Annotated in this window: 22 protein-coding genes; 13 read left to right on the top strand and 9 right to left on the bottom strand. The window is 33.9% G+C overall.

Annotation, left to right across the window (positions count from 1 at the left end; all coding sequences use genetic code 11):
• Positions 1 to 38: 38 nt before the first annotated feature.
• Both AC061C_RS01200 and AC061C_RS01195 read right to left on the bottom strand, forming a co-directional pair.
• Positions 39 to 2,216 (bottom strand): Eco57I restriction-modification methylase domain-containing protein, encoded by a 2,178-nt coding sequence (locus tag AC061C_RS01200; RefSeq protein WP_478289682.1) that lies wholly within the window; start codon positions 2,214 to 2,216, stop codon positions 39 to 41.
• The gene (locus AC061C_RS01195; RefSeq protein WP_478289681.1) at positions 2,213 to 3,859 is read right to left on the bottom strand and encodes a type IIG restriction enzyme/methyltransferase; all 1,647 of its coding nucleotides are present in this window, start codon (positions 3,857 to 3,859) and stop codon (positions 2,213 to 2,215) included. Before AC061C_RS01195 ends, AC061C_RS01200 begins: the two co-directional genes overlap by 4 nt.
• Positions 3,860 to 4,166: 307 nt before the next feature.
• Between AC061C_RS01195 and AC061C_RS01190 the strand changes: the two genes are divergently transcribed.
• Together AC061C_RS01190 and AC061C_RS01185 are read left to right on the top strand one after the other, a co-directional pair.
• The gene (locus tag AC061C_RS01190; protein WP_478289680.1) at positions 4,167 to 5,315 is read left to right on the top strand and encodes a PAS domain-containing sensor histidine kinase; all 1,149 of its coding nucleotides are present in this window, start codon (positions 4,167 to 4,169) and stop codon (positions 5,313 to 5,315) included.
• Positions 5,316 to 5,897: 582 nt separating this feature from the next.
• Positions 5,898 to 7,319, top strand: coding sequence for an FAD-dependent monooxygenase (locus tag AC061C_RS01185; protein ID WP_478289720.1), 1,422 nt, complete (start codon positions 5,898 to 5,900; stop codon positions 7,317 to 7,319).
• A 282-nt stretch (positions 7,320 to 7,601) separates the two neighbouring features.
• Here AC061C_RS01185 and AC061C_RS01180 read toward each other — a convergent pair whose 3' ends face one another.
• Together AC061C_RS01180 and AC061C_RS01175 are read right to left on the bottom strand one after the other, a co-directional pair.
• Positions 7,602 to 8,042 (bottom strand): KTSC domain-containing protein, encoded by a 441-nt coding sequence (locus AC061C_RS01180; RefSeq protein ID WP_309759570.1) that lies wholly within the window; start codon positions 8,040 to 8,042, stop codon positions 7,602 to 7,604.
• Positions 8,043 to 8,206: 164 nt separating this feature from the next.
• On the bottom strand, positions 8,207 to 8,452 hold the full coding sequence (locus tag AC061C_RS01175; RefSeq protein ID WP_309759571.1) for a hypothetical protein: 246 nt from the start codon (positions 8,450 to 8,452) through the stop codon (positions 8,207 to 8,209).
• Positions 8,453 to 8,542: 90 nt separating this feature from the next.
• On the opposite strand from AC061C_RS01175, the gene AC061C_RS01170 reads away from it, so the two are divergent.
• Complete coding sequence (locus tag AC061C_RS01170; RefSeq protein WP_478289679.1) at positions 8,543 to 9,100, top strand: hypothetical protein; 558 nt, start codon at positions 8,543 to 8,545, stop codon at positions 9,098 to 9,100.
• An 80-nt stretch (positions 9,101 to 9,180) separates the two neighbouring features.
• Here AC061C_RS01170 and AC061C_RS01165 read toward each other — a convergent pair whose 3' ends face one another.
• Positions 9,181 to 10,668 (bottom strand): aminotransferase class V-fold PLP-dependent enzyme, encoded by a 1,488-nt coding sequence (locus AC061C_RS01165; RefSeq protein ID WP_478289678.1) that lies wholly within the window; start codon positions 10,666 to 10,668, stop codon positions 9,181 to 9,183.
• Between the two features lie 166 nt (positions 10,669 to 10,834).
• Between AC061C_RS01165 and AC061C_RS01160 the strand changes: the two genes are divergently transcribed.
• Both AC061C_RS01160 and AC061C_RS01155 read left to right on the top strand, forming a co-directional pair.
• Positions 10,835 to 11,254 carry a DM13 domain-containing protein gene (locus AC061C_RS01160; RefSeq protein ID WP_478289677.1) on the top strand — a complete coding sequence of 140 codons (420 nt, stop codon included), beginning with the start codon at positions 10,835 to 10,837 and terminating at the stop codon, positions 11,252 to 11,254.
• Positions 11,255 to 11,264: 10 nt separating this feature from the next.
• Complete coding sequence (locus AC061C_RS01155; RefSeq protein WP_478289676.1) at positions 11,265 to 12,161, top strand: hypothetical protein; 897 nt, start codon at positions 11,265 to 11,267, stop codon at positions 12,159 to 12,161.
• An 89-nt stretch (positions 12,162 to 12,250) separates the two neighbouring features.
• On the opposite strand, the gene AC061C_RS01150 is transcribed toward AC061C_RS01155, so the two are convergent.
• The 3 genes from AC061C_RS01150 to AC061C_RS01140 all read right to left on the bottom strand — a co-directional run bounded on the left by AC061C_RS01150 (position 12,251) and on the right by AC061C_RS01140 (position 14,774).
• Positions 12,251 to 12,832 (bottom strand): porin family protein, encoded by a 582-nt coding sequence (locus AC061C_RS01150; protein WP_478289675.1) that lies wholly within the window; start codon positions 12,830 to 12,832, stop codon positions 12,251 to 12,253.
• 33 nt (positions 12,833 to 12,865) lie between these two features.
• Entirely contained in the window at positions 12,866 to 13,642 is a 777-nt protein-coding gene (locus AC061C_RS01145) for a membrane metalloprotease (protein WP_478289674.1), read from the bottom strand.
• Positions 13,643 to 13,730: 88 nt separating this feature from the next.
• Positions 13,731 to 14,774 carry a hypothetical protein gene (locus tag AC061C_RS01140; protein WP_478289673.1) on the bottom strand — a complete coding sequence of 348 codons (1,044 nt, stop codon included), beginning with the start codon at positions 14,772 to 14,774 and terminating at the stop codon, positions 13,731 to 13,733.
• A gap of 248 nt (positions 14,775 to 15,022) precedes the next feature.
• On the opposite strand from AC061C_RS01140, the gene AC061C_RS01135 reads away from it, so the two are divergent.
• The 4 genes from AC061C_RS01135 to AC061C_RS01120 all read left to right on the top strand — a co-directional run bounded on the left by AC061C_RS01135 (position 15,023) and on the right by AC061C_RS01120 (position 19,695).
• Positions 15,023 to 15,538: an RNA polymerase sigma factor gene (locus tag AC061C_RS01135; RefSeq protein WP_478289672.1), complete on the top strand. Its 516-nt coding sequence runs from the start codon at positions 15,023 to 15,025 to the stop codon at positions 15,536 to 15,538.
• Positions 15,539 to 15,599: 61 nt separating this feature from the next.
• The gene (locus tag AC061C_RS01130; RefSeq protein WP_478289671.1) at positions 15,600 to 16,514 is read left to right on the top strand and encodes a FecR family protein; all 915 of its coding nucleotides are present in this window, start codon (positions 15,600 to 15,602) and stop codon (positions 16,512 to 16,514) included.
• The gene (locus AC061C_RS01125) at positions 16,501 to 19,032 is read left to right on the top strand and encodes a TonB-dependent receptor (RefSeq protein ID WP_478289670.1); all 2,532 of its coding nucleotides are present in this window, start codon (positions 16,501 to 16,503) and stop codon (positions 19,030 to 19,032) included. Before AC061C_RS01130 ends, AC061C_RS01125 begins: the two co-directional genes overlap by 14 nt.
• A gap of 96 nt (positions 19,033 to 19,128) precedes the next feature.
• A complete protein-coding gene (locus tag AC061C_RS01120; RefSeq protein ID WP_478289669.1) occupies positions 19,129 to 19,695 on the top strand; it encodes a PepSY domain-containing protein in 567 nt (188 codons plus the stop codon).
• Positions 19,696 to 19,807: 112 nt separating this feature from the next.
• Here AC061C_RS01120 and glmM read toward each other — a convergent pair whose 3' ends face one another.
• Entirely contained in the window at positions 19,808 to 21,196 is a 1,389-nt protein-coding gene (gene glmM / locus AC061C_RS01115) for a phosphoglucosamine mutase (protein WP_478289668.1), read from the bottom strand.
• A gap of 118 nt (positions 21,197 to 21,314) precedes the next feature.
• Between glmM and AC061C_RS01110 the strand changes: the two genes are divergently transcribed.
• From AC061C_RS01110 to AC061C_RS01095, 4 genes are all read left to right on the top strand, one after another.
• Positions 21,315 to 21,899: an acyl carrier protein phosphodiesterase gene (locus tag AC061C_RS01110; protein ID WP_478289667.1), complete on the top strand. Its 585-nt coding sequence runs from the start codon at positions 21,315 to 21,317 to the stop codon at positions 21,897 to 21,899.
• The gene (gene ggt / locus AC061C_RS01105; RefSeq protein ID WP_478289666.1) at positions 21,896 to 23,581 is read left to right on the top strand and encodes a gamma-glutamyltransferase; all 1,686 of its coding nucleotides are present in this window, start codon (positions 21,896 to 21,898) and stop codon (positions 23,579 to 23,581) included. Before AC061C_RS01110 ends, ggt begins: the two co-directional genes overlap by 4 nt.
• A 119-nt stretch (positions 23,582 to 23,700) precedes the next feature.
• Positions 23,701 to 24,369 (top strand): DNA alkylation repair protein, encoded by a 669-nt coding sequence (locus tag AC061C_RS01100; protein WP_478289665.1) that lies wholly within the window; start codon positions 23,701 to 23,703, stop codon positions 24,367 to 24,369.
• A 42-nt stretch (positions 24,370 to 24,411) separates the two neighbouring features.
• On the top strand, positions 24,412 to 26,196 hold the full coding sequence (locus AC061C_RS01095) for a chloride channel protein (RefSeq protein WP_478289664.1): 1,785 nt from the start codon (positions 24,412 to 24,414) through the stop codon (positions 26,194 to 26,196).
• The last annotated feature ends 82 nt before the right edge of the window (positions 26,197 to 26,278 follow it).

Raw genomic sequence — 26,278 nt, 5'->3', positions numbered from 1 at the left:
TGAACTTTATTGCAATTTTTTCTATCGCTTTCGCAAATTTAACTATTCTCTACAATTGTAATTTCTTCGGCAGTTAAGCCATACAATTCATAAACCATAACATCAATTTCTTGTTCTAGGTTTTGGGTGTCTGCTTTTGGGTCTTGGGATTTCAAAGAAAGGATTTCGTTGACTTTATCGATGAACGGTTGTTGATTTTCTTTTGAGATAACTGGAATTGGATTTTGTTCAACATATTGTTTTGTATATCGTTTTCTACCCCCTGCAATTAAAGCAGTTTTTTGAAAAAAATAAAAATCGCATAATTTTGAATTTAAAATTGCTAATAAATATTTTAGATTTTTGCCCGAAATAAAGTATGCTGAATTTGTTAAAAACATTTTATTTGTATCTAATGTAAAGTTTCCTTTATCTGAAATTTCCATCCAAATTATTTTTTCATTTTCAAATTCTTTGAAATAAGCTGTGTTATCTTGAATTTCATACCATTTATAATTTCCAGGCTTTCTTCCTTTGACAATATTGAAATTTGTTTTTGGTGTTAATTCTTCTTGAAATTTAGCTAGATGGGACTTTGCACCATAATAATTATCAATATCAATTCCTTTATTTGAAAAAATAATATACAAATTTGGATCTGTGTAAATAAATCGTTTAATATCTTTTCCTCTTAATAAAGGTTTTATAATTTCATTACTGAATGGATCATTTTTAATTATTTCATTTCGAGTATCAAAATCAATATGGAAAGCTTCATTATATCCTGTTGTAACTCCTCTAAAAAATTCAATATTCTCCCAATCTTTTAATGCTACGCCAATTCTCTCGATTTTATCAGAAATAGCATTAATTTCATCTGATGCAATTTGCAGTCCACCATCATCAAATTTTTGGATTTCAATTGATCTATTATTAAATTGATTTTCAAAATCAAGCATTTGTAAATTATCAATTATTTTGACAGCTTTCAAATTATTAGCGAATGGTTGCTTAATAAAACCAAGAATACAAACAAAGACTACAGCTTCATTAAAAACAAAAACCTTTTCAAAATCAATTATTTTAGTTGGATTTGTTTTTGAAACGAGATATTTCCTTAAATTCTTGCCGTATCCGGCACTCATCCATTTATTAGGTATAATAAAAGATAAATCTCCATCTTCTTTAAGTATTTGGTTTCCTCTTTCACAGAATAGTACATATAAATCTCCTGATTTATCAAATGTTTCATAACCTAATTTTGATAAGCTCTCAGATTCAACCTTATTATTTTGCAATCCAATATACGGCGGATTCCCAATCACCACATCAAATCCCACAAAATCGCCATTATCATTCAACACATCAGGAAATTCAAAACGCCATTCAAAAGCATTTTCGTAAATCTTGTTGCTTTTTATTTCTTCAATTTCGGTGTCCAGCGTATTTATGTCGGCGCCCAGCACGTTTACTTTTTTGTTCCACTCGGTTTGTTCTTTTTTGCTTCTTTCAAAAAGTCCTACTTGTTGGGTGTAATTAAAAAGTTCGCCTTTTAGTTTTTCTAGTTTGAGTTTCTTGGGATCGTTTGTGCCTATTTCACTCCTGAAATTGCTTTTTATATCGCCTATTAAGCGTTCCATTTGTCGTTTTTGCTCCTTGCTTTCGGCATTTCGGTACGTAGCAACGGCCAGTTTGTAGCTTTCTATATTCCATTTGCTTTGCTTGAGCGCTTTTTTTAGATCCGTATCCAGTCCAAAACGTGAAATCAACGAGTTGCCACATTTTATATTAATGTCAATATTAGGCAACGTTTCTAATTCCCCTCCGCTGGAGGGGTGCCCGTAGGGCGGGGTGGTTTTAACTGCACCTTCGGGAACACGGTAATACGCGTTTTTAAGCAACTCAATCCACAAACGCAAACGGCATATTTTGACGGAGTTTGGGTTAATATCCACACCAAACAAGCAGTTTTCTATGATGGTTTGCTTCTCATGAAACAAGGTTTCTTGTGTGCGCTGGCTTTCTTTGTTGTTAGGATTGTAGGAAAAGGGAATTCCGTCCTCATCCGTGATCATCAATTCATCGTTTACGACTTCTACATCGGTTTTTAATTGCAAACCATCTTTATCGACTAGGATACCCAGTTCATTTTTTATCGCAATAATTTCATTCAATGCCGAAACCAGAAAGTGACCGGAACCCACCGCAGGATCGCATATTTTTATTTGGTTGATCACCGCATTAAATTTGGCTTTACTTCCTTTTTATAATGATGAAAACAGAATGATTTTAAATCGTCAAAATTTTCAAACGTGCCACCATTTGGCGACAGCGCACTAAATTTTTGTACCACCGCTCTCCGGATTGTTTCCTTGCACATGTACATGGTAATGAAACTGGGAGTAAAGAACGAACCATCCTTGTAGCCGTTTATTTTTTCGAAAATCAATCCTAAAACGGAGGCATTAATCAGCGTTTTATTGTCTTCTTGAATGTCCTCGCTTCCCTCACTGGCAAAATCATACGCATCCAGAAAGGAGAAGAAATAATCCAATGCCTTTTTTGTACCCGTATTTTTCTTACCCTGATTGTCTTTGATTACCGTTGCCGGAAGCAGCGGCAGGGTGTTGTTGTCCTCGAGTTGCGAGATAAACAAGGTTTCATGTTCTAAATCAGTAGGTTCAAAAAGGGAACTGTTCAGGTACGGCACTTTTGCGAAAGCGGTAGCCACTCTATCGTTGCGCTCGTCTGGTTTTTTTGCTAAAACCTGAAAGAACAAACTGTTGAGATTATCGTAATCTTTTATCAAATCAGAATTCAAAAACGAATAGCTTTTGTCTCCTTTGTGGTACGTAATGAGCTGCGCTTCCAGCAATTTAAGGAACAAAATACGGTTTACCCACGTAATCGTTAATTCCAGTGCTACGGTAAACAGCCGTTCGTCATTAGTTTCGCCGTATTGTTTTGGGTTTTGCAATCGGGATATTTTATCTAAGCTATCCAGCTGCTCAATGGCGTTTTCTAGTAAAGAACCGGAGTTTCGCTTGCCTGATTTATGTCGTTCAATTAGTTTTTTGCCGCCTTCTTTTACTTCGGTTAAACCAATGATGTGCAGTAATTCACTATAAAAGTTTTTGTCGAGGGAATTACTGTCATTGGCAAAAGACAATTTTAGTAAATGCTCTGGCGATAGTAATTTGAACAGCGCCACAAGGAGTTTATCATCTTCTTTATTGGCATTGCGCAACGGTTTATCGTATTTCCGAATATCGAAATGTGCAAATTCTATGGTGTTTTGAATGCTTTCAATAAAAGGTTTTGCGATATCATTGTAGAAATACTTGGTGTCTTTTCCTGAGGCGCGACCTTCTTCAAAATCAGTGAATTGTTTTGTAAACGCCTTATTTTCTGCAAAAACTTTATTAAAGAGTTGCGCGTCAAAAACAAACCATTCGTAAATATTGGTAACAACCAGGTGTTTTAATTCGGTGTTTTTATGTGTAATGCGTTCGCGCATATAATACAAAACAAGTTCCTGCAGGGCTTTGCCGTTAAGGTTGGCCACGGTAATCATTTCGTTTTTATTGCTGGGACTTTTGGCCTCAATGATAACGCCTACATTTGTTTTGGCATCTTTCCCGTTGTGAATCACTAAATCGTTACGTCCCTTTGTATTCACAGAATAGTTAGGATCGTAATAGGTTTTCTTGAGGAAATTAATCACTAAGTTTTTATGAAACTCTTCGGTTTCTTTTTCATTGATGGAATCTAAAATCTGAATCAAATTTATTTTAAAGTCCTCAATATGAGTACGGTTTGGTTTGATTTTAAGAAAAGCTTTATTAAGTGCTTTGCGCGGTTCCAGCAGTAGTGTATTCATGCGTTTATTTCAGAATTGGTAATTACCAAACTTACTATTAAAAAAGGACAACTACAATTAGTGACATACTATTTATCTGACTATTTGTTTGGTTGTACCAAAGAGAAATTCGTATAGCTGAATTCTTGCTTTTACAAATAGAAAAAGGCTACAATACGTGTCATTTATTTTATGAAACATACCTTAAAGACCAACAGTATAGGAAATGAATTATATAACATTTATATGGAATTGTATAACAAATTTTACAGTTAAAAAAAGATATTTGCTTTTAGAATTTTTACCCCTTATCGCTAAAATCCAAAAAATGTCAACATCACAAAACAAGAAAAGTCTAAAAAAACAGTACGTTCCTACAGCAGAATTTTATAGCCAAATAATTGACAGTTTGGAGGAATATTCTATTTTTACGGTTGACACAGATTTAAATATAAACAGTTGGAATTCTGGGGCCACAAATATATTTCAATATGAAACAGATGAAATTATAGGAAAGCCTTTTGAAACCATTTTTACAGAAGAAGATAAAAAAGCTGGAATTCCGAAAAAGGAAATTGATATTGCTTCAAAAACAGGGAGATCTGTAGATATAAGATGGCATGTCTGCAAGGACGGGAAAACATTTTTTGCAGATGGATTGGTATTTCCATTAAAAAATGAAAATGAGGTTGGTATAGGATTTGTGAAAATATTGCGCGATATCACTGCCAAAAAAGTAGCAGAGGACGAAATAAAAAAATATGCAAAAGAGCTCGAAGAACTAAATGCCCACAAGGAAAATGTACTCGCGATTTTGTCTCATGATTTAAGAAGCCCACTTGCGGGTATTATTCAGGGTGCTCAATATTTAGAAGCAAATTTCGACACGCTACAACCAGCTTTAGCAAAAGAATTGTTAAAAGAATTTCACATAGCAGCGGTAAATGAATTGAACATGTTAGACTATCTAGTCGAATGGGCAAGAATAAAGTATGCTGCCGAAGCATTTAAACCTGCCGCAATTGAATTGATACACTGTGTGGAAAAAGTTTTTGATTCCTTAAAAGAAACCGCATCCATCAATACCATAAACCTTCTAAACGAAATTGAAAAAAATTGTAGTGTGTATGCCGATGAGAAAATGTTGCTTTCTATACTGCAAAATATAGTTTCGAATGCGATCAAGCATTCGCATAATGGAGGCCAAATTACGCTATCAGCTAAGCAAAGTGATGACATGATGATCATAGTGATCAAAGACTCAGGAAAAGGCATGTCAAAAGAAATAATCGATCAACTTTTTGCTCCTAAGGTCAAAGCACTTTCTAAAGCGGTAAAAGAAAATAAAGGAATGGGTATTGGTCTATTACTTGTCAAAGGATTTTTAGAAAAAAATAATGGTAAAATATGGGTTGAAAGTGAAGAAGGCAAAGGATCGTCTTTTTATTTTACTTTACCCATCAACAAACCTCTTTAGTTGATAAAATATTGAGGTAAAAGCGACTGTATAGCAAAACACTTTGGTTTTTAATTCCAGAAAGCAATACTACATTTTGCCGCTCCATACCTGATGAAAATAATTACAGACATTGATAAATTTCATCAAACAGGTAGTTATAAAATAGCTGTCATTTGTATCCTATGCCGATAAAGCATTTTAGTTTAAGGCTTGTATAGTTGTAATTACTTGGAATTGTAACGTACTTAAAAATCGTAAACAAAGATCTTTTGATGTGTTTGCGCTTTATGTAAACCATTTTCGAACAGTTGCATGAAATTTTAAAAAATAGCGTTTTGCAGGTCTTTTTATTGTAATTTAAAAAGTAGTTTTGCGCAGTTATTCTATTGTCATAAAATAATGCAAATAGTACAAGCACTAAAATGCTTAAAATGAATATATCTTTAGTTCGATTACCCAGAAATACCCAAGACCATGATCAATAGTTTAGTTTTTAATACGGCATCAACTGTACCAGCTCCGTTTTTTAGTAAGGATATTATTTGTTGAATTATAATAAACAAGAAGTAAAAATTGGAAAATAAAGAAGCAACTTGGACGATGTGCTTAGCGTGCCAAGGTAGAGGAAAAAAAAGTCGGGGGCTAACTAAAAAAGCGCGACTCCAATACCAGCTAACATTAGACAACTTTAAAAATACAAATAGTGAAGAAGCTGCTCCTATACGTCCTAAAGGACACCTTCACTCCTGCTTAAAATGTTCAGGATTGGGTTTAATTCCAGCTGTAAATCCTCCAGCAGCTGATACTGAAAACTTTCCGCACCTTGCTATTATTGGCGCAGGTATTGGCGGCTTTGCCCTAGCAGTTGCTTGTTTGCATCGGGGGATTCCTTTTACTATATACGAACGTGATGCAAATTTTGATACTCGCTCTCAAGGATACGGACTCACTTTACAACAAGCTAGTAAAGCAATTGAGGGATTAGGTCTACTTTCATTAAAAGATGGAGTACATTCAACAAGGCATTTGGTTCATACTACTCATGGAAATGTAGTAGGTGAATGGGGCGTGAGAAAGTGGATACAGGGAGACGACAATACAAAAACAAAACGATCCAATATCCATATTGCAAGACAATCTTTACGGATGGAATTATTAAACCAATTGGGTGATCCAGAACGGGTGAAATGGAGTCACCAATTAATGGATTTTAAAGAAGATAAAAGTAAAGGTGTTACACTAAGATTTCAAGTAAATGGAGAACTAAAAACTATAAACGCCGATCTAGTGGTTGGAGCCGATGGAATTCGAAGTACTGTTCGGAGGCTAATAATTGGTGATGAGCGGAGTCCTTTACGGTATTTAGGATGTATCGTAATATTGGGCATTTGTCCTTTAAGTGCTTTAGCAGAAATGAATAGTTCGTTATTGGATTCGGCTACAGTATTTCAAACTGCCAATGGCAAGGAACGAATTTATATTATGCCTTACAAAGAAGATTCAGTTATGTGGCAATTGAGTTTTCCAATGACTGAAAAAGAGGCTAAAGAATTAAGTGCAAAAGGTCCTAAAGCGCTAAGAGAAGAAGCAATTCGTAGAACGCAATGGCACGATCCTATTCCACAAATTTTACTTGCAACACAAGAAGTGCATGTTTCAGGATATCCTGTATATGATCGCGAATTACTACACTCAGGGTTGTTAAAAAATGCTGGAAAAGTAACTTTGATAGGAGATGCAGCGCACCCCATGAGTCCGTTTAAAGGACAAGGAGCAAACCAAGCGTTGCTAGATGCACTAGCTTTAGCACGATCCATTTCAAGTGAATGCAGACTTTTATCGCAATGGAGAACAGTTGGAATTCGAGAAAGTCTGTTAAAAAAATTTGAAGCTGAAATGATAGAACGTAGTGCTTCCAAAGTAAAAGATTCAGCAGATGCTGCAACATTTCTACATTCTGAAATTGTACTTCACAAAGCAGATGAACCTAGAGGAAGAAGTATCAAAAATAAATACGAGTAAATAACACCTTACTTAGAGATGCTATTAAATAGTAACTATTCTTAAAAATTTAAATCTAAAAAAATCTTTAAAAAATTTTAGACGATGAGTTATTCTGGACCTTCCGCGCTAAAACTATTCTGAGATTAAACCATATAAATCCTTTTTAATCATCATATTATGCAAATTTAATGTGATTAACCTTTTATTTAAAACCTTTATTTTGAAGTTTTTATATATTTTAAAACAAAAAAAAGCATCCGTAATAAGGATGCTTTTCTTTTTAAGATATGTACTTCAAAACTAGTCTTGGTTGGTTGTTTTTCTCCAAACAAAAGCATTTAAGATGTGTCTTTTTGCAAATCTTCCAGGTGAATCAGCGTTTACCATTTTTACATAAGTAGCTTTTGGCACACTGATGTATTCATAAACACTACCATTAGAAAAATTAATTATCAATCTACCTTCTACAAACTTGTAATCTGTAATTGTCGCAGTAGCTATAGTTTCAGTATACTCAGGCATATTTTGCTTGATTGTCTCTGGATTGATGCTTACCAAGAAATGGTAGGCTTCAATTATTTTTTTACTGTTTTCTTCAGCAGCTTTTAATCCGGCTTCATCACCTTGAAATTTATCAGGATGTGCCTCTTTCATGGCGTTGCGATAAATTGTTTTCAAATCTTTTAGCTCTGCAGTTTTATCTACATTTAGCAGTTTTCGGTATTCAACTATTTTTTTCATAAATAAGGTAACTACTTGTCTTTTAGTAATTAATCAATATAATTTGATTTCAAAATCGACAAATTTTTTGCAAAGGTACACTTTTTTTTAATTTTTTTGTTTGAGACTAAAAAATATTCAAAAAAAGAAATTAGTTGCTATTTTTTTATTAAAAGGTAAAACTACTATTGCTGTGGTTTGTTGTTTGCTTTATCGAAGTTTTTAGACTTTTTTTGATATTTATTATAACTGATATCACTCGGATTTTCAATTATAGATTTAATTGTTATCCAATCACCAAGTGCGTGTTTTTGAGCCATTTTATAGTCTAAGAGATAAACACCACAAAAAAAGTTGTTGTTCTCATCTTTTTCCATAATTCCAGTGTAAACTCCTTTTTGTAACATTCTTTCTTCAGATGCTTTAGTCATAATCCTATTTTTTTACTGATTCTAAAGTACAAAGTTAGTCAAATATATTTTTGTCTTGCTCTTTTTTTACTTTCTGATTACCTTTGTTTTATGGAAAAAATATTTCGTCCCAGTCCAAAATCTTTCAAAAATACATTTTGTGTTTTTCAAGAAATGTCTCTAGACACTATTGATGGACTTGAATTGCAATATGATAGCAAGGCAGGAAGCAAGTATTATTATACAAAAATGGGTATGTATCGGGTATCCAATCACTGGGGACGCTTGGCTAACAGTAAATGGCGTTTAGTGCCTCTAGAACCAGAGACAAATTCTAAAATAAAATTAGGCTTTGCTCCATGGTCAAATTTTTATCCAGATAATCAAGAGGAGGAATTGTACTATCTAGAAGTAGATTACAGCAGTAAAACAGTCCTTTACCAACACAAACTGAATCCAAATTATGATAATCTGGCAGTACTGAGAACCACTTTTGAAACTACAAAACGAATCAAACAAGTTCGTAATTTGCTTAATCTAACTTCATGGGCAAAGTATTTTGAATACGATGATTTAGATCTTTTGAGAAAACAGATTATTGATGAATTAATATTCACCAATACATCTTTAGAAGACATAAAAAGGGAATTAAGTCATACATCACAGTAATTCTTTAAATCAAGTGTAGTCTTCATAAACTAACAAAAAAACTAGCTTTTAAACAATGGTAGTTACAAAAAGGTATCTTATTACAAAGAAAACCAACTTTTTACTAGTTCATCCTCTAAAGGTGCTGCATTTTTATGCACAAACTCATTACTAATTGGGTTGTAATCATAATCTAAAGCCCAAAATTTATGATTTTCTGCCAAAGCTAGGATTCCGTTACATACAAATTCAATTTCGGCATTTGTAGTTGTAGGATGAATAGACATTCTAATCCAACCCGGTTTTCTGATTAAATCGCCAAGAGTAATTTCGTCAATTAATTGATGAGAAGTTTCTTGGTCCACATGCAATAAAAAGTGTCCGTATGTTCCGGCACAACTGCAACCACCACGCGTTTGAATCCCGAATTTATCATTCAATAATTTTACACCCAAGTTAAAATGTAAATCTTCTACAAAGAAAGAAATCACTCCTAGCCTATCCTGATGCTGTCCTGCAAGAATTTTAATATTTGGAACCGATCCTAATTTCGAGAAAATGTAATCTACAATTTCGTGTTCTCTTTTTAAGATATTGTCAATACCCATTTGCTCTTTCAACTGAATGGCCAATGCGGTTTTTATCACCTGAAGAAAGCCCGGCGTACCTCCATCTTCCCTATCTTCGATATTATCGATGTATTTGTGTTCGCCCCAAGGATTTGTCCAACTTACCGTTCCACCACCCGGATTATCAGGAACTAAATTTTGATATAATTTTTTATTAAATACTAAAACTCCGCAAGTTCCTGGTCCGCCAAGGAATTTATGTGGCGAAAAGAAAATAGCATCCAAATAACTCTCCCCATCTTCAGGATGCATGTCAATTTTAACATAAGGACCTGAACAAGCAAAATCTACAAAACAAAGTCCGTTGTGCTGATGCATTATTTTTGCTACTTCATGATACGGCGTTTTGATTCCCGTAACATTAGAACAAGAGGTAATGGAAGCTATTTTAAAAGGCCTTTCTTTATATTTTTCTAATAAAAGTTCAAGATTTTCTATACTGAATAAACCATCTTCTGAAGAAGGAATAACTTCAACATCAGCAATAGTTTCCAACCAAGACGTTTGATTCGAATGATGTTCCATGTGAGAAATAAAGACAATTGGTTTCTTTTCGGCTGGAATAGTGATGAAATTTTTTAAATTTTCGGGCACTTTCAAACCCAAAATTCGTTGAAATTTATTGACAACGCCTGTCATTCCTGTACCATCAGTAATTAAAACATCATCTGCACTTGCATGCACATGATGTTTTATAATATGACGCGCCTGATGATAGGCTTTTGTCATCGCTGTCCCAGAAACGGTGGTCTCTGTATGGGTATTGGCCACAAAAGGACCAAACTGATTCATTAATTTTTCTTCAATAGGACGATATAAACGACCACTTGCTGTCCAATCTGTGTAAATGATTTGTTTATGACCGTAAGGAGATTCAAATTCTTGATCTATTCCGATTATATTATCGCGAAACTGTTGAAAGTATTGCTCTAATTGTGTTGGCGCTTCTTTGGTGATCATATCATATCTAATTTGACTTCAAAGATATTGATTTTTACTAAATAGTCTTTTTCAAATTTTGTTAATACTGATTTATAAATAAACATGCTCCAAATGTAAAGTAGCTGACAAACTATAATTTTCATTCATTTTATATTTGGATAACGAATCAAAAAACATTTCCATCATGAAAAAAATTGTTTTTATACTACCCATTTTCTTGCTTTTACTATCGTGTGAAGTTGAAGGCGATTTGACCCGTGATGCCGTGTTAAGCACACCAATTCCTGAAAACACTCCTCCTGTTGCTGAAGGTAATTTTATACCAACATCAGGAATTAACGTTACCGGTTCTGCTAAAATTTACTTGAATGGAAATCAGAATGAAGTTCGTTTAGAAAACTTTAGTGTTTCCAGTGGTCCTGATTTGAAAGTATACCTATCAAAAAACGCTACCCCAACAGATTTTGTGAATTTAGGCAATTTAACATCTTCAAAAGTGTATGCAATTCCAACACAAGTGAATGTTTCAGCTTATAAATATGTACTGATTTACTGCCAGCAATACAGTCATCTTTTTGCTGTAGCACAATTATCTCAAAATTAAAATCTGATTTATGAAAAATCTATTGCTAATTATCGCTATTGGGATATTCTCTCACTCCTTTGCGCAAGGCTGCAGCGATGCCGGAATTTGTTCCATTGGAAACGGTTTTCAAACTACAGATAAAGAATTAAAAAACGGGATTGAAATAGGAAGTATTTTTGGTGCTGGCGAAGCTGATGTCACCTATATTTCACCTTACATCACCTACATCAGAACTATAAACGAACGATTGTCGTTAAGTTCTAAAATTACGTATTCAGTTGCAAGTGGCAGTTTTGGTCAACGGGGTGCTTTTGGTGATGCTTATTTAATTGGAAATTACAATTGGAAACCAAAAACGAATACACAATGGAGTTCTCTTGTGGGTTTTAAAGTCCCTTTTACAAGTTCAAATCTTAAAATAAATGAGTTTTCACTTCCTTTAGACTATCAATCAAGCTTGGGAACTTTTGATTTGATTGCAGGACTGAATTTTAATTATAAAAAATGGGATTTTAATACGGCCGTTCAAATTCCTGTTTTTAACAACAATAAAAATTCGTATTTCAAAGAATTCTCTGGGACTGATGATTTTCCTTCCACTAATTTATTCGAAAGAAAATCAGATGCTTTGTTTAGAACTACATATACGTTTCAAACTTCTAATAAAAAGTTCACTTTTAAACCCAATGTATTATTCATTTATCACTTAGGGGAAGATCGTTTTCAGAATACTTTTGGACAGAGAGAAACGATAAAAAACTCAGATGGATTGACCATAAACGGAAACCTAATTGGCGTGTATACAATTAACACTAAAAACAGTATCGAATTATCTGTAGCCACACCATTTGTAGTCCGAGAAGTTCGCCCTGACGGATTAACGCGGGAATTCACCGCTGGAATAATTTACAAAGTCTCTTTTTAAACGATAAATTATATTTTTTACTTTCGATAACACATAAAAAAATGCCCAAGAAATTTTCTTGGGCATTCTGTTTCTAAAGCTAATTAAGATTATAAATCGAATCCTACTGAAAATTGCAATACTCTGTTTTGAGCTTTGCCTTCATCGTACAAATCTCCTAATCCTAAATGATAACGGACTCCTAAACTTATTCCAGAATCAAATTTTAAACCACCTCCAAAATTTAATCCCCAATCAAAATTATTAGGATCATACTCTTGCGAGCCACTAAAAAGGCCTGAATATTCCTCTTTGTGTATAATCGCTAATCCAATTTGTGGACCAGCTTCCAAAAAGAAATTTTTTGATGGATACGCTTTCAACATTATTGGTAAATTGATATAATCCAACTTTTGAGTAAAAGTACCACTGCTATTTGTAATTTTATATCCTTGCTGAGAATACAGTAATTCAGGTTGAATAGAAAAGCTTTCGCTAATAAAGGACTCGCCATAAACTCCTACATGAAAACCGCTTCGCTGTTCTGTTTCTCCGTCTCCATCAAAACGTACTGCAGCCAAATTATAACCTCCTTTTATTCCACCTGTTGATTTGAGAGCTCCTTTGTCTTGTGCACTCATTGTTGCTAGTACACCAAAAAATAAAGCTATTGTTATCTGTTTAATTTTCATCTTTATCCTGTTTTAATTAATCTTATTATACTTTTATTTCCCACCATTGGCACGAAGATCTGCAATGCATTGCGCGTCTAATTGTGGAGCTGAACCGCTTGAAACCATATTACCGATACCACCACCAATTTCTGCTGACCAAAACATTAAACAGGTCTTTTCAATACAATGTTTAGGATGTTCTGCATCTTCGTGATTGCTTTGTAAAGCTGTACCAAGGTTAGTCAAACCTAATATATGTCCGAATTCATGAGTAATTACTGTAGTTTCTAATAAACTTCTGTTAGGTTCAAAAGCACTATCACTCAAACCATGAACCGTTTGTTCATAAATAACAAAAGAAGTGTTTCTGTAAGCTGTCCCTAGAATAACCGAAGTATCCGTATCCTTCGAAGATTTTCCGTCTGCAAAAAATGCCCAAACTGCAATTTGGTCTGCTGTATTGTATTTGGTTCTATTAGCATCTTCAATACTTACAATCTCCTCATTAGTATAAGGGGAACTTCCCGGCGATGCAATAGACCGTTTAATCACACTAATACCACCTGGTTTAAAAGTTCGTGCAGAAAGAAAATTCACGAAATTGGTAATCGATTGAGCGCTTGGTTCAAAACCAGCTACATATACCACTTCGATTACCATGCTCTTAAACTTTTTATCCGATAACAAATCGTTAGCAGAGCTTCCTGTTTGCTGTTTATTCGTATTCGGATTTACAGCAACTGGATTATCTAAGGGATCATCTTCTTTTGAACAGGATGCTACCGAAAGGAACAAACCAATCGTGAGTAGAGAAAGTACTTTTTTCATTATTATATTTGTTATTAAGTTTATTTATATAAAAACAGCTACACAATTTAAGGTAGCTGTTCTTACTAAACTACCAACTTAAATCCAGCTATATTTGTTTCAATACTAATGTTACTGCTGCATTAGTAGAACTTTGCAATGTAATAGTCGAAGCAGTAAAACTAGTTACTTTCCATGTATTATTCAATAAAGTAAACGAAGCGTTACCTGAAAAATTTAGTTTTAGAAAAACATTTAATTCCGAGCTTACCGCATAAGTTCCATTTACTGTTGTATTCACTAGATTTACAGCAGTTACCGATAAATTATTTGCAAAATCAATCGTGAAATCTTTGTAATTCGTTGCTGAATTAACTCCTGCATTCACATAGGAGTCTACTTTGAACTTACCATTTACTAAAATTGTTTCTACTTTTTTTCTATTTTGAGCGGCTAAGGCAATTGTCTCTTCTGTTTTTAAAGACGCGCTTATTGCGGCTTGCAACTCGGCATCACTTGTAACAGTTGTTTTAGTTCCATCAGCAATTGTTACTGAAATAGGATATTTTACTGAATACAATTCTGACGCGCTAATATTTGTCATATACGTATACAATTGCATTTCGGATGTGATGACAACACTACCTGTTTGCTGTAAACTAAGATTGTACGTTAAAATTGTAATAGGAAAGAAAAACTTGACAGATGAAATTGCATCTTGACCAGAAGCTTCTGCAGAGGAACAGGCATTTAGAATTGCATTATATTCGGTTTGATTCGTAACAGTAACCTCTGTATAATTACTGGTTTTAATTTTTAAAGGAAATTGTAAAACAACAGTATCCTGGTCGTCATTGAATTTAGCAAAAATAGAAAGTACTTGTTGATAATCTACTTGGCTTAAAATAGAAACCTGAACTCCGTTAACTTTTGCAGTAGCAGGCAAGACAATAGATGAGCATGAAGCTCCATCCAAGAAATCATCAAATGAACCATCGTACATTGAAGTACGTTTCAAATTAGTCGTTGTCGTTGAATTAGCAGTGTTTGTATTTGGATTTTCTCCCTCTACTTCATCAACTTCGCTTTGGCATGATGTAAAACTTAAGATAGCCATCAATGCAATTCCGGTAACAATTTTTAATTTTTTCATAATTTTCAAATTTAATATATTTTTATATTTACAAGCGATGTTTTTAACGCCTTTCTGTTAGTAAGACAACTACGCTTATTTTTACCCTACGTAAATTTTAAAAAAAATTTAAAAAAAATTTCAAAATACTCAAAATCAATATATTAAAATATAAAATATTTTAAATCAAAAAGCAATCATCGGCAACACAACTGCTTTTTGAAAAAATATTTTACATTTACAACCTACAAAAAATGAATTATTACTCCATGAGCGACGAAAAAAGTACCCTTTGCGAAGAAAATCACTTTAGAGACTTTTACTTAAAGCACGTGCAATCAGCAACTAATTTTGCCTATTACAAATGTGGTGACGATGAAGCTGCATTAGATCTGGTACAAGATGCGTTTACCAAGATTTGGGAAAATTGTTCTAAGATTGACTTTAGTAAAGTCAAAACGTATTTGTTTACCAGCATTAATAATTTATTCCTGAATACCATTAAACATCAAAAAGTGGTATTGAGATATGCCAAAGATGCGCCCAACTTAGATACCAATAATCAAAGTCCCGAATATTTATTCGAAGAAGAAGAATTCAAACAAAAACTCACCAACGCGATCGCATCATTAAGTGAAGCACAGCGCGAAGTATTTTTATTGAATCGAATAGATGGAAAAAAATACAGAGAAATTGCTGAGTTACTCGATATTTCTCAAAAAACCGTTGAAAAAAGAATGTCTGGAGCACTACAACTATTGAGAGCCCAAATAGAAAATATATAAATAATCATTTAGCTATAGGGTAATTTAAAAGTTAGTTGTCTTATAAACATAGAGATAGAAAATGGAAAACGAAAAAGAAATATTAAAATGGTTCAATGATGAGCTTTCAAGCCAAGAAATCGAGGATTTAAAACAATCTGAAGATTTACAAACGCTGGAAAAGATTGCTCATTATGCATCACAATTACAGGCACCAACAATTGATGCGCAAGCTGCTTTGGAAGCTTTTAAGGCCAGAAACCATTCTAAAAACAAAACAAAAATAAGAACTTTAAACTTCAAAGCATTCTATAAAGTTGCCGCAGTTGTGGCCGTTTTGTTAACATCTAGTTATTTTTTGTTGTTTAATAACATTACCTCTTTTGAAACTCAAATAGCACAAACAAAATCAGTCACGCTTCCAGATAATTCTGAAGTGATATTGAACGCTGCTTCAAAACTTAGTTTTAACGAAAAAAAATGGGCTGACCAAAGAGCTTTATCTCTAGAAGGAGAAGCTTTTTTCAAGGTGCAGAAAGGGCAAACTTTTAGTGTGAATACCGCGGCTGGAGTTGTTACGGTTTTAGGAACACAATTTAATGTAAAAGAACGTAAAAACTTTTTTGAAGTGCATTGTTATGAAGGCTTGGTGAGTGTTACATATAACAATAAAACCATCAAATTACCTCCCGGGAAAACATTTCGAGTTATAAATGGCACCATCGAAAATGTTGAAGATTTTAATGCCCAAAACCCTTCTTGGATTCAACAAGAATCGAGCTTTACGCAGATTCCATTAGAACAAGTTATTGCAGAATTAGAGCGTCAATACGATATAAGAATTAAAGTGGAAGGTGTCGATACTTCAAAACTTTTTACAGGAAGTTTTACTCATACCGACAAAAAAATTGCGCTTCAAGCAGTTACAATTCCATTGAAATTAAGTTACAAGATTGAAGGTAAAACTATTATATTTTACAACTATGGTGTTAAATAAATGGCTGGTTTTTCTATTACTTTGTATTGGCTGTTTTTGTTTTGGACAAAATACAACTAAAAAAACACCTTTGACTGAGGTCATTATTTCCCTCGAAAAACAATTCAACATCAAGTTTTCGTATGCCGTTGAAGATGTGGCAAATATTACAATTGAAAAGCCGAATACTTCCTTTACATTACAAGAAACAATTGCTTATCTAAACTCGAAAACGCTTTTGAACTTTAAAGCTTTAGACGACAGGTATGTTACTGTATCGGTGCTAAACAAAACAATATCAGTTTGCGGAATTGTTTCTGATGAAAAGAAATCTCGTTTAGTTGGCGCATCGGTTTTTGTAAACAATATTGGAAGAAGTACAATTACAGATGGAAATGGTACATTTAAATTACAAAATATACCAATACATGCAACGCTGACCATTTCGTATGTTGGATTTGAATCCAGACAATTTTCGGCTAACGAATTATTTTCTGCACAAAACAATTGCAAGGAAATTGTTCTTCATACAAAAAATGAAGAGTTGAATCAGGTTTTGATTCAAGTATATCTAACGTCAGGATTACAAAAATATCTAGATGGAAGTACCGTTTTAAACACTAAAAAATTTGGTATTCTTCCCGGATTAATTGAACCCGACATTCTGCAATCAGTTCAAGCACTTCCTGGTGTGGAAAGTACTAACGAAAGCATTGCTAATATAAACGTTCGTGGTGGAACCAACGATCAAAATTTAGTAGTTTGGGATAATATCAAAATGTATCATTCTGGTCATTTTTTCGGGTTAATATCTCCTTACAACCCTAATCTAACTAACAAAGTTATCGTTAGCAAAAACGGAACAAGTGCTGAGTATAGTGATGGCGTTTCCAGTACTATCAACATGTATACAAAAGATTTAATTAGTAATACCTTTTCTGGTGGTGCAGGAATTAACTCCATTAGCGCCGATGCCTTTTTGGAAATTCCGATAACTAAAAAATTAGAACTTCATATTTCGGGACGTCGTTCCCTTACTGATTTGGTGAAATCACCTACATACGCGAAATACTTTGAACGTAGTTTTCAGGACACTGAAATCAACGCAGATAGCGACCAACATGACACATCATCTGATTTTTATTTTTATGATTATACCGCTAAATTACTTTTTGATTTAAACGAAAAACATCAATTCAGAGCAAATGTCATTGGCATCAATAACGCTTTGGATTATTCGGAACGTCGCATCAATACAACCCAAACCCAATCTAAAACCAGTAATTTATCTCAGAAAAACATGGGTTACGGCGGAAATTGGAAGGCACAGTGGAATTCAAAACTAAGTTCAAATTTTATCACTTACTTTTCCAGATACAATATTGACGCTATTGATTACAGAATAGAAACGGATCAGCGCTTAACAGAAGCTAATGAAGTACTGGAAACTGGCGCTAAAATCAATACTAATTATAAAAAAAATGACAACTTAAATTTCTTATTTGGCTACCAATTTAATGAAACAGGAATGTTGAATCAAACTACCGTTAGTGCTCCATTTTACTCTAGTACCAAAAAAGATGTTTTGTTGAACCACGCCTTATTTTCTGAAGTAGAATACAATAAAAACAATACATATTTACGAGTTGGATTGCGTTTGAATTATTTTCAAAAATTCGAAAAGTTTTTGGTTGAACCAAGAATAAACATTCGACAAAAATTATCAGATCAATTTGCTTTAAAATTAGAAGGGGAATTCAAAAATCAATCGACTACTCAAATCGTGGATTTTGAAGATGATTTTCTTGGTGTCGAAAAAAGACGTTGGGTTTTAGTCACCAATAAAGACATTCCAATTGCCACCAGTAAACAAGGTTCTTTTGGTGTCGAATTCAATAAAAACAAACTAAATATCGAGGCTACAAGTTTTTATAAAATTGTTGATGGTATTACAGCTTCTAATCAGGGTTTCTATAACAGTTTTCAGTATGAGACCGCAAATGGCAGTTACACAGCCAAAGGTTTAGAATTTTTGGCCAATAAAACAGCGCGTCAATATAGCGTTTGGGTGAGTTACACATTTAGCAAAAATGACTATACATTTGATACTTTTACCCCGTCAACTTTCCCTAATAATGCAGACATAAGACACTCTGTTTCGCTAGGTTTTAATTATGACATCCTTAAAAATCTAAAAATAGCCGTTGGTGGTATTTGGAGAAATGGGCAACCGTATACAAAACCAATTGAAGGGAATGAAACCGTTCAAAACGGAAATAATACGATGGTAAATTATGATTCACCAAACAGTGAAAACTTAGATGATTTCATGCGTTTAGACGCCTCTCTCAATTATAATTTTAATCTGTCGGAATCTATTAAAGCATCCTTAACTGCCGGGGTAATGAATATTACTAATCAAGATAATGATATCAATCGCTATTACAAAGTAAATCCAAATGACCAGAATGATGCCATTCAAGTAGACAATAAATCCCTTGGCTTAACGCCAAATATAAGTTTCAGAGTGAATTTTTAAGGATTAACTACCACAATAGTTAGATGATAGTTATTTATTTATCATGTGCTGATAGAAAAATAAAATACAAATGACCATAAAAAATATTGCATTAAAATGACCGAAAATAATTCAAGAAAACAACAAGCTAAATTACTCCGGATTTTTAGAAAAGTGCACCGAACAACTGGTGCTTTTTTGTTCGTGTTTTTCTTTATTGTTTCTGTGACAGGACTACTATTAGGTTGGAAAAAAAATAGTGGCGGACTACTGCAATCAAAATCGTATCAAGGTACTTCGGTGCAATTAGAAGACTGGCTTCCTATTGATAGTTTGCATAAAAATGCTTGCAAAATTGTACAAGATTCTATTTCAGCAAATAGCACTCTAGAACTAGAGCGCATTGAAATAAAAAAAGATAAAGGAATGGTGAAATTTATTTTTGCTGAGAATTATTGGGGCATTCAACTAGACGGAGCAACAGGAAAATTATTGCATATTGAAAGACGAAGATCTGATATTATTGAAAAAATACACGATGGATCAATTGTCGACGATTACCTCAAAACCGGTAATGGTTTCTTCAAATTATTTTATACAACCGTAATGGGATTAGCACTTTTAGTATTTACAATCACAGGATTCTGGCTCTGGTATGGACCTAAGAGGATGAAACGAAAATAACGAATTAATAGTTCTAGTAAAATCTACCAACTATTTTTAAGTACATTACCAAAAAAACAAGCCTGTTCAATTAATCGAACAGGCTTGCTATATTTAATCTTTTAGACTACTCTTATATTCCAGCCACTGCTTTTATTTCGTCAATGATTCGGAGTGCCAAAGCATCTGCTTTTTCTTGTGAAGATGCTTCCGTATAAATACGAATTATTGGTTCCGTATTCGATTTACGTAAGTGTACCCAATTATCAGCAAAGTCAATTTTTACGCCATCAATTGTCGTACTATCTTCATTTTTGTATTTCTCGGTCATCGCAACAAGAATAGCATCCACATCAATTTGTGGCGTCAATTCGATTTTGTTTTTGCTCATGTAATATTCCGGATACGAAGCACGCAAAGCAGAAACCGTCATTTTTTTGTTAGCCAAATGTGTCAAAAACAATGCTACTCCTACCAAACTATCGCGTCCGTAATGCAGCTCTGGATAAATGATTCCGCCGTTTCCTTCGCCACCTATTACTGCATTATTTTTTTTCATTAATTCAACCACATTCACTTCACCTACGGCACTGGCTTCGTAACTTCCGTTGTGTAAATTGGTCACATCACGCAGGGCGCGAGACGAGGACATATTAGAAACCGTGTTTCCTGGAGTTTTGCTCAAAACATAATCGGCGCAAGCCACCAAAGTGTATTCTTCACCAAACATTTCACCGTCTTCGCAAATGAAAGCCAAACGATCTACATCTGGATCAACCACAATTCCTAAATCTGCTTTTTCTTTAACCACCAATTCTGAAATATCTGTCAAATGTTCTTTCAGCGGTTCTGGATTATGAGGAAAGTGTCCGTTTGGTTCGCAGTACAATTCCACTACTTCAACGCCCATTAATTCCAACAATCTCGGGATAATAATTCCACCCGAAGAATTTACACCATCTACTACTACTTTAAATTTTGCAGCTTTTACAGCATCAACATCTACCAAAGGCAAATTTAACACTTCATCAATATGAATGTCCATGTAGGCATCGTTTATCATAATGGATCCCAAATCATCTACATCCGAGAAATCGAAAGCTTCCGCTTCTGCAATTTCAAGAATTTTAAGTCCTTCTTCTCCATTTAAGAACTCCCCTTTTTCATTCAATAATTTCAAGGCATTCCATTGTTTTGGATTGTGCGAAGCGGTAAGGATAATTCCACCGACGGCCTTTTCTAACGGAACAGCAACTTCAACAGTTGGCGTTGTTGAAAGTCCCAAATCGATTACGTCTATTCCTAGACCAATTAAGGTATTGACCACCAAATTATGTATCATTGGCCCCGATATACGAGCATCACGACCAACAACTACAGTCAATTTTTCTTTTCCACTATATTTTTTCAACCAAGTCCCGTAGGCCGAAGCAAATTTTACTGCATCAACAGGTGTAAGGTTATCCCCTACTTTCCCTCCTATTGTCCCTCGAATTCCCGATATTGATTTTATTAAAGTCATTGATTATTATTTTAATTTTTGAAGTATAAATTTTAAATTGCTGACAAATATAATAATTGACGGTTTATAAAAGTCAATTCGATTTCAAATTCATCATTTAAATTCCTAAATTAGACGAATGAATTTTCTAGCACACATATATCTTTCTGGGGATAATGATTTAATTAAAATTGGCAATTTCATGGCCGATGGCATTCGGGGGAAGCATTTTGAAAATTATCCTTTGGATGTACAAAAAGGAATAATATTGCATCGTTCCATTGATACTTTTACCGATGCGCATCCCATTTTTAGACAAAGTACTAAAAAACTACATGAGAAATACCATCATTATTCGGGTGTAATTGTAGATGTACTTTACGACCATTTTCTGGCTAAAAATTGGAATCAATATTCTGATGAAAAATTGGAAGATTTTGTGGAACGATTTTACCAATCCTTGTACGATAACAACAAAATTCTTTCTGATAGAACCAAAGATATAATGCCTTACATGATAGCGCACAATTGGTTAGTAAGTTATCAAACTATCGAGGGAATCCATCGTATTTTAACGCAAATGGATAGTCGCACTAAAAATCAATCTCAAATGCGATTTGCTACAAACGAACTTTCCGAATTCTATTCTCAATTTGAACATGAATTCAGTAATTTTTTTCAAGAATTAATCCTATTCTCAAAAACTAAAATTATCACTTTATGAAAAAAATACTTTTTCTGATTCCATTAGCCATTATTAGCTGCAAATCAAATTTAAAAACGCTTGAACCGACTGGTCTAGTCACTTCAAAAGCAATGGTAGTTTCAGCTCGTGAAGAAGCTTCAAAAATTGGAGTTGAAATTATGAAAAAAGGTGGGAATGCTTTTGATGCAATGGTTGCAACCGAATTGGCTTTGGCTGTAGCCTATCCGTATGCAGGAAATATAGGCGGTGGCGGCTTTATGGTGTATCGAAAAGCAAACGGAGAAATTGGTTCTTTGGATTATCGAGAAAAGGCCCCGTTAGCAGCTTTTAAAGATATGTTTCTGGACGAAAAAGGAAATGTAATAAAAGGAAAAAGCACCGAATCTCCGCTGGCTATTGGTGTTCCCGGGACGATTGCCGGCGTTTTTGCAGTTCATGAAAAATTGGGTTCATTACCTATCGAAGAAATTCTGAAACCCGTAATTGAATTAGCCGAAAGAGGAGTTATCGTTACCAAAAAACAAGAAGATAAATTAGCTGAGTATCGAGACAAAATCATACAAGTAAATGGCAATAAAACATTATTTGCGACTGCTTTCAAAGAAAATGATGTCATCAAATATCCTGCATTGGCAACTACCTTAAAAAGAATTTCAATAAATGGCAGAGATGAATTTTACAAAGGAGAAACTGCTAAAATATTAGTCAAATACCTTCAGGAAAAAGGAGCCATAATTACTTTAGAAGATTTAGCTAAATATGAAGCTAAATGGAGAGCACCACTTACTTTTGATTACAAGGATTTAAAGATAATCTCAATGTCTCCGCCCAGCAGTGGGGGAATTTGTCTGGCAGAAATATTTAAAATGATTGCCCCTTTCGACTTAGCAAAAATGGGACACAATTCTACAGAAGCCATTCAAGTTATTGTAGAAGCCGAAAGAAGAGCGTATGCCGACAGAAGTTATTATCTAGGCGATCCTGATTTTGTAAAAATTCCGTTAAAAGCTTTAATGGATGATGATTATTTGAAACAACGAATGTCGAATTTTAGTTTTGAAAAAGCCACTTTATCATCGAATATCAAAGAAGGAAAAGTAACGTATAATGAAAGTACGGAGACGACCCATTATTCAATTGTAGATCAGTTTGGGAATGCCGTTTCGTCAACAACAACATTAAACGACGGCTATGGTTCTAAATATTATTGTGATGAACTGGGCTTTTTCCTCAACAACGAAATGGATGATTTCAGTGCCAAACCTGGTGAACCCAATATGTTTGGGTTAGTAGGAAACGAAGCCAATAGCATTGCGCCACAAAAACGAATGTTGAGCTCTATGACGCCAACTATCGTAGAGAAAAACGGAAAATTATTTATGGTTGTGGGTTCTCCTGGTGGTTCTACAATAATCACATCAGTATTGCAAACCATATTAAATGTTTATGAGCACGATTTAAGTATGCAACAAGCGGTAAACGCATCCCGTTTTCATCATCAGTGGCTTCCTGATTTAATCACTTTTGAACCCAATACTTTTGACACTAAAACCTTTGAAACCTTGAAATCGAAAGGATATATTATTAATGAAAAAACGACTCCCGTAATAGGAAAAGTAGATGCGATTTTGGTTTTACCAAATAAAAAACTTGAAGGTGGTGCAGATTTTAGAGGAGACGATAAAGCGATTGGTTTTTAGAGCATTTATAAGACTTTAGAAAATAGAAAAAATAAAATTTAAGAAGCAGATTTTATGTTTACGATTAAATTTTGTTTTTTGATATTGTACTTGAATTTTGCCATTGAAATTTACTATTTATGAACTTTACACTTGCATTAGAAAACGCTTTTAAAGCAAATAAAAATCCTGAAAATGCTTTTGCGATGGCAAAATACATGAAAAATAATTTTCCGTTTTTTGGTATAAAAACCGAGGAACGAAGACGCATTTTTAAGGAAATTTGGAAAGAAAACAAAGTAGCCGTTTCAGCAAACGCAAGGAGAATTGCATTAGATTTTTATTCAAAATCAGAACGAGAATTTCAGTATTGTGCTATTGAAATTTTGATAAAAGAACTTAAGGGTAATTATATAAAAGAAGACATCCAACTGATTGAAAAATTGATAAGAGACAATTCTTGGTGGGATAGCGTCGATACGATTGCAAAGTATATTTTAGGTGAATACCTTTTGGAATTTCCATTGGAAACCAAAAATGTAATAGAACGATTTTCAGATTCACAGAATATGTGGTTGAACCGAAGTGCTATTTTATTTCAATTGAGTTACAAACAAAAAACGAATGCTGAGTTCTTATTCTCCGAATGCTTAAAACAAGCGCATTCTAAAGAATTTTTTATTCAAAAAGCAATTGGCTGGGCATTACGGGAATATGCCAAATCAAATCCAGAAGCTGTAACAGCATTTGTGAAAAAGAATACCTTAAAACCATTAAGTACAAAAGAAGCGTTGAAAAATATTTGCTGAAATTAAAATAATAGTAGTTTTGCACCCCTTTTAAAAAGTATCATGTTCAAAAAATATATTTCCAAATTAGAAACCATAATAGCTTTTGCGCAATCCATGTTGACGCCGAAGCAATTTATCTTTTTATCAGCGGTTTTAGTTGGAATTTCGGCGGCATTTGCTGTAATTGTTTTAAAAACTTTTGCGCATTGGGTTTTTTCGTTTGCTACGTATGTCAGTGGAATATTAAAATTAGGATTCCTTAATAGTATTTTGCCGATAATTGGTATTGTATTGACTGTATTGGTAGTCAAAAAAGTTCTGGGAGGGACGATCCAAAAAGGGACTTCTCAGATTTTATATGCTGTTGCCAAAAAAGCAAGTATAATTCCAAAAAAACAAATGTATGCCCAAATTGTAACCAGTTCGTTAACTGTTGGTTTAGGGGGGTCAGCGGGTTTAGAAAGCCCTATTGTAATTACAGGAGCCGCTTTTGGATCGAATTATGCCCAAAAATATAAATTAAGCTATAAGGACCGAACGCTTCTCATAGGTTGTGGTGTTGCTGCAGGAATTGCCGCAGCCTTTAATGCACCTATTGCCGGGGTTTTATTTGCTATCGAAGTATTACTTGTAGATGTGAGTATTGCAGCCTTTACCCCCATTATGATTGCTGCTGCAACAGGTGCTTTGGTTTCTGTAATTGCATTAGATGAAGAAATTTTATTGTCGTTCAAACAGCAACAAAATTTTGATTATCATAATATTATTTTCTATATCTTATTAGGTTTATTTACTGGATTCATATCTGTTTATTATTCCCGTAATTTCCAGAAAGTGGAACAATTTTTTGAAAGTCTTAAATTATCACCCTATAAAAAGGCCTTGTTTGGTTCTTCGATTTTAGCCATTCTTATTTTTATTTTTCCAACGCTTTTTGGAGAAGGTTATGAAAGTATCAAAACATTATCTGATAACGATCCGGGGAAATTATTGGAGAACACATTATTTAGTGGTTTTCGAGACAACAGCTGGGCTTTATTGGTATTTGTAGGATTGACTATGATGCTGAAAGTTTTTGCAACAGGAATTACTTTAGGCAGCGGTGGAAACGGAGGTAATTTTGCTCCTTCCCTATTTCTAGGATCTTACGTTGGTTTCTTTTTCTCTAAATTTATAAATCTGACAGGACTTACTAAATTGCCTGTTAGTAATTTTACATTGGTTGGAATGGCGGGGATTTTAAGTGGTTTGTTTCACGCACCCTTGACTGCAATTTTCTTAATTGCAGAGATTACAGGTGGCTATAACTTGATGATTCCTTTGATGATTGTGGCTTCCATTAGTTTTGCAATTTCAAAACGATTTGAAAAACATTCGATGGATGTTAAGAATTTAGCCAAAAAAGGTCATGCGTTTACCAGCAATAAAGATACCAATATCCTTTCGACTTTAGAGACTACTTCTATCATACAAACCGACTATTTGACGGTTTCCCCTACTGAAAATTTAGAGAGACTGGTCGATTTAATATCTCACTCTAATCAAGTGATATTTGCAGTCGTTGATTCTGAAAAGAACTTATTAGGAATTGTTCATTTTAATGATATTCGAGAAATAATATTCAATACTTATCGCGTAAAATACACTTTGGTCAGAGAAATAATGACAGAACCTACAGAAATCATTTCTCCTGATGACAGTATGGAAATGGTCATGAATAAATTTGAAAAATCAAAAAAAGCTTTTTTACCTGTGCTTAAAGAGGGAAAATATTTTGGCTTTATTTCTAAATCTGTTGCGCTTGAAGCGTATAGAACAAAATTAAGATCAATGACTATTGAATAAATTTTAATCTCCCATTTTAACACAAACTTCTAAACTGTTACATCAAAAGAACAATTCAAAATGGTAACTTTGCTTTTTTGCA

The organism is Flavobacterium sp. GNP010 (genome assembly GCF_056428945.1).
This window is presented reverse-complemented; position numbering and strand designations above follow the sequence as displayed.

Coding starts and splice junctions, on each gene's coding strand:
- AC061C_RS01095 (WP_478289664.1), top strand. CDS start 24,412: ATGTTCAAAAAATATATTTCCAAATTAGAAACCATAATAGCTTTTGCG.
- AC061C_RS01165 (WP_478289678.1), bottom strand. CDS start 10,668: ATGATCACCAAAGAAGCGCCAACACAATTAGAGCAATACTTTCAACAG.
- AC061C_RS01155 (WP_478289676.1), top strand. CDS start 11,265: ATGAAAAATCTATTGCTAATTATCGCTATTGGGATATTCTCTCACTCC.
- AC061C_RS01125 (WP_478289670.1), top strand. CDS start 16,501: ATGGTGTTAAATAAATGGCTGGTTTTTCTATTACTTTGTATTGGCTGT.
- AC061C_RS01180 (WP_309759570.1), bottom strand. CDS start 8,042: ATGAAAAAAATAGTTGAATACCGAAAACTGCTAAATGTAGATAAAACT.
- AC061C_RS01110 (WP_478289667.1), top strand. CDS start 21,315: ATGAATTTTCTAGCACACATATATCTTTCTGGGGATAATGATTTAATT.
- AC061C_RS01170 (WP_478289679.1), top strand. CDS start 8,543: ATGGAAAAAATATTTCGTCCCAGTCCAAAATCTTTCAAAAATACATTT.
- AC061C_RS01150 (WP_478289675.1), bottom strand. CDS start 12,832: ATGAAAATTAAACAGATAACAATAGCTTTATTTTTTGGTGTACTAGCA.
- ggt (WP_478289666.1), top strand. CDS start 21,896: ATGAAAAAAATACTTTTTCTGATTCCATTAGCCATTATTAGCTGCAAA.
- AC061C_RS01175 (WP_309759571.1), bottom strand. CDS start 8,452: ATGACTAAAGCATCTGAAGAAAGAATGTTACAAAAAGGAGTTTACACT.
- AC061C_RS01130 (WP_478289671.1), top strand. CDS start 15,600: ATGGAAAACGAAAAAGAAATATTAAAATGGTTCAATGATGAGCTTTCA.
- AC061C_RS01145 (WP_478289674.1), bottom strand. CDS start 13,642: ATGAAAAAAGTACTTTCTCTACTCACGATTGGTTTGTTCCTTTCGGTA.
- AC061C_RS01140 (WP_478289673.1), bottom strand. CDS start 14,774: ATGAAAAAATTAAAAATTGTTACCGGAATTGCATTGATGGCTATCTTA.
- AC061C_RS01160 (WP_478289677.1), top strand. CDS start 10,835: ATGAAAAAAATTGTTTTTATACTACCCATTTTCTTGCTTTTACTATCG.
- AC061C_RS01100 (WP_478289665.1), top strand. CDS start 23,701: ATGAACTTTACACTTGCATTAGAAAACGCTTTTAAAGCAAATAAAAAT.
- AC061C_RS01195 (WP_478289681.1), bottom strand. CDS start 3,859: ATGAATACACTACTGCTGGAACCGCGCAAAGCACTTAATAAAGCTTTT.
- AC061C_RS01120 (WP_478289669.1), top strand. CDS start 19,129: ATGACCGAAAATAATTCAAGAAAACAACAAGCTAAATTACTCCGGATT.
- AC061C_RS01185 (WP_478289720.1), top strand. CDS start 5,898: ATGTGCTTAGCGTGCCAAGGTAGAGGAAAAAAAAGTCGGGGGCTAACT.
- AC061C_RS01135 (WP_478289672.1), top strand. CDS start 15,023: ATGAGCGACGAAAAAAGTACCCTTTGCGAAGAAAATCACTTTAGAGAC.
- glmM (WP_478289668.1), bottom strand. CDS start 21,196: ATGACTTTAATAAAATCAATATCGGGAATTCGAGGGACAATAGGAGGG.
- AC061C_RS01190 (WP_478289680.1), top strand. CDS start 4,167: ATGTCAACATCACAAAACAAGAAAAGTCTAAAAAAACAGTACGTTCCT.